4 protein-coding genes and 1 pseudogene are annotated in these 2730 nt (G+C 73.8%); all 5 read right to left on the bottom strand.

Annotated elements, in window-relative coordinates; all coding sequences use genetic code 11:
* Nucleotides 1-289 (bottom strand): aminoacyl-tRNA hydrolase (locus AB0I76_RS27065; RefSeq protein WP_357041099.1); only part of this gene is annotated, 289 nt, incomplete at its 3' end.
* Nucleotides 290-339: 50 nt separating this feature from the next.
* A complete protein-coding gene (locus tag AB0I76_RS27060; RefSeq protein WP_357041096.1) occupies nt 340-639 on the bottom strand; it encodes a hypothetical protein in 300 nt (99 codons plus the stop codon).
* A gap of 110 nt (nt 640-749) precedes the next feature.
* A complete protein-coding gene (locus tag AB0I76_RS27055; RefSeq protein WP_357041093.1) occupies nt 750-1610 on the bottom strand; it encodes a trypsin-like peptidase domain-containing protein in 861 nt (286 codons plus the stop codon).
* A 44-nt stretch (nt 1611-1654) separates the two neighbouring features.
* Nucleotides 1655-2614, bottom strand: coding sequence for a VWA domain-containing protein (locus AB0I76_RS27050; RefSeq protein WP_357041090.1), 960 nt, complete (start codon nt 2612-2614; stop codon nt 1655-1657).
* Nucleotides 2611-2730: pseudogene (locus tag AB0I76_RS27045) on the bottom strand (DUF58 domain-containing protein); the annotation flags it as partial. The pseudogene AB0I76_RS27045 and the gene AB0I76_RS27050, both read right to left, overlap by 4 nt.

Raw genomic sequence — 2730 nt, 5'->3', positions numbered from 1 at the left:
GGGCGCCCATCCGTTCCCGGGCGGCCTCCCGGTTGGCCAACTGGGCCCGGTGCTCGCTGGCCGCCACGGTCAGCACACCGTCGACCAGCCGTCCGGCGAGCCGCTCCAGGGCCCGGGCGCGCAGCGACGCCGGGATGCCGGGCGACGTGCCGAGGTCGAAACTCAGCTCGACCCGGGAGTCGGTGGTGTTGACGCCCTGCCCGCCGGGGCCGGACGAGCGGGAGAAACGCTCGCGCAGCTCGGCGGCGGGAACCACCCACCGGTCGGTCACCCGCAGTCCGTCGTCCACACCCCGAGGCTAGCGCCCGAGGCGCCCGTCGGGCGTCGCACCGGGTGCGGTCAGCGGGCCACCCGGGTCGTCGTCACGGACACCGACGGGGTCGGTGACGGGTCCACGGCCGGCTCGTCCGAGTCGGCCGCGGCGTACGCGACCGCCCCGACCAGCAGCAGCGCGATCACCCCGATCTTCGTGGTGACCACCTTGATCAGCAGCCACGCGGCGCGACGGGCGCCGGGCACGGTCTTTTTCGCGGTCTGGTAGTCGGTCCACCCACGTCGTGCGCGGGCGTACGACGACCCCACACCGGTTCCGATGATCAGGCCCATCAGCAGGAGGGCCGCGATGACAGGACGCTCCACCCACGCCAGTATCCATACTCAGCGTAATATTTCCATGGTCCGATCCCTGGACGCCGGAAATCCGACAGTTTTCACGTTCCCGGCGTGGCCGGACGGTGACGGTGCGCCGCTCAGCCGCCCTTTCCGATGATCGTGTCGGCGGTCTGCTGGACCTGGTCGATCGGAATGGCGAATCCGATGCCGATCGAGCCGTTGCCGTCGATGGTGGCGATGGCGGTGTTGACGCCGACCACCTCGCCGCGCGCGTTCACCAGCGGGCCGCCGGAGTTGCCGGGGTTGATCGAGGCGTCCGTCTGCACGGCGGTGTGCCGGTTGTCGCCGAGGCGTACCTGACGGTCCAGCGCGCTCACGATCCCGGCGGTGACCGTGCCGGGCAGTCCGAGCGGGGATCCGACCGCCAGCACCGGCTCGCCGACCCGCGTCGCACCCGGCTTCGCCAGCGGCAGCGGTGCGAGTCCCGACGACGGTGGCACCCGGAGCACCGCCAGGTCGCTGCGCGGCTCCCGACCGACGACCTCGGCGGCGAGCCGCCGCCCGTCCGGCAGCTCCACGGTCACCGGGCCGCCCCGCCCCCGGGCCAGGATGTGGTCGTTGGTGATGATGTGCTGCTGGTCGTCGACGGCGAAGCCCGACCCGGTCGCCGAGGCTCCCCCGCCGCTGCCGACCAGCACGGACACCACGCCCGGCACGGTCTTCCCGGCGGCGGTGACGAGCTCCGCCGGCACCGCGGCGGCCGAGGCCGCCGCCGGCCCGGGGGTACCGTCCCGGCTGGCCACCACACCGCCGGCCAGCGCACCCGAGGTCGCGGAGATCGCCACCACGGCCAGCACGGCGAACAGCCGGCCGGGCCGTCGTCCGCCCGGATCGCGGTCCGATCCGGGTCCGTCCCACCGCGACCGCCCGTCCGGATCCAGCTCGGGCGAGATGAACCAGGGGCCGCGCGGCTCGCCCAGCCCGGTCTGCACTGCCATGCGTACGCTCCTCACGTGTTCCCGCTCGACGATGGCCGTACGGCTCAGGGCAGTCGGGAGAACCACCGCATCGACCCGAACGCCGCGCCCATGGCGAACATCAGCCCGAGGCCGATGAACCGGGCGGACACGTCCTGCCGCACGGTGCGGTACCCGACCGAGCTGCCGATGTCCTCGTAGACCTGCTGCAGCTCGTCACTGGTGCTCGCCTCGTGGAACAGGCCGCCGGTCTCCTCGGCCACCGCCCGCAGGGTCTGCCCGTCCACCGGAACCTGGATCGGCCGGCCGCCCCGGTCGACGAAGCCCGACGGGGTGCCGAAGGAGATGGTGTGCACCGGGACCTTCATCTCGACGGCGTCCGCCGCGGCCTCCATCGGGTCCATCCCGGACGTGTTCGCGCCGTCGGAGAGCACGATCACGCGGGCCGGCGGCGGGTTCTCGGCCGCCTGGCCGTCGAAGCCCTTGACCGCGCCGAGCGACGTGTTGATGGCCTCGCCGATGGCGGTGCCCTGGACGCCGGTGGCGCCCTCCACCAGCCGCTCGATCCCCTCGTGCAGGGCCTCCCGGTCGGTGCCCGGCGGCACCAGCACCGCCGCGCTACCGGCGAACGCGACCAGACCGACGTTGAACTCCTCGGGCAGCCCGTCGACGAACCGGCGGGCGGCGTCCTTGGCGGAGGTGAGCCGGTCCGGTTCGACGTCGCGCGCGAGCATCGACGTGGAGACGTCGACCGCGACCATCACGGTGGCCCGTTCCCGGGGTACGCGCACCTCGGCCGTGGGTCGGGCGAACCCGACCACCAGCAGCGCCAGCATGGCCAGGAACAGTCCGGCCGGCACGTGCCGTCGCCAGGCCGGCCGCTGCGGGGCGACGCGGTCCAGCAGCCGCAGGTTGGTGAAGCGGACCGCGTACCGGCTGCGTCGGCGCTGCATCAGCAGGTAGCCGACCACCAGGGCGAGCACCCCGAGCAGCAGCCACAGCCGGACCGGTGACTGCCAGCTCACGCGACACCTCCCCGGGCTGCGCCGGCCGGAGCCGCGGCCAGCCGGCGCTGGGCGTGCACGTGCCGCACGATGTCGGCGCCCCAGTCCCGGTCCGTCCGCAGTGGCAGGTGGGCCGC

Source organism: Micromonospora sp. NPDC049799, from assembly GCF_040656655.1.
In the GTDB taxonomy this organism is placed as follows: Bacteria; Actinomycetota; Actinomycetes; order Mycobacteriales; family Micromonosporaceae; genus Micromonospora.
This window is presented reverse-complemented; position numbering and strand designations above follow the sequence as displayed.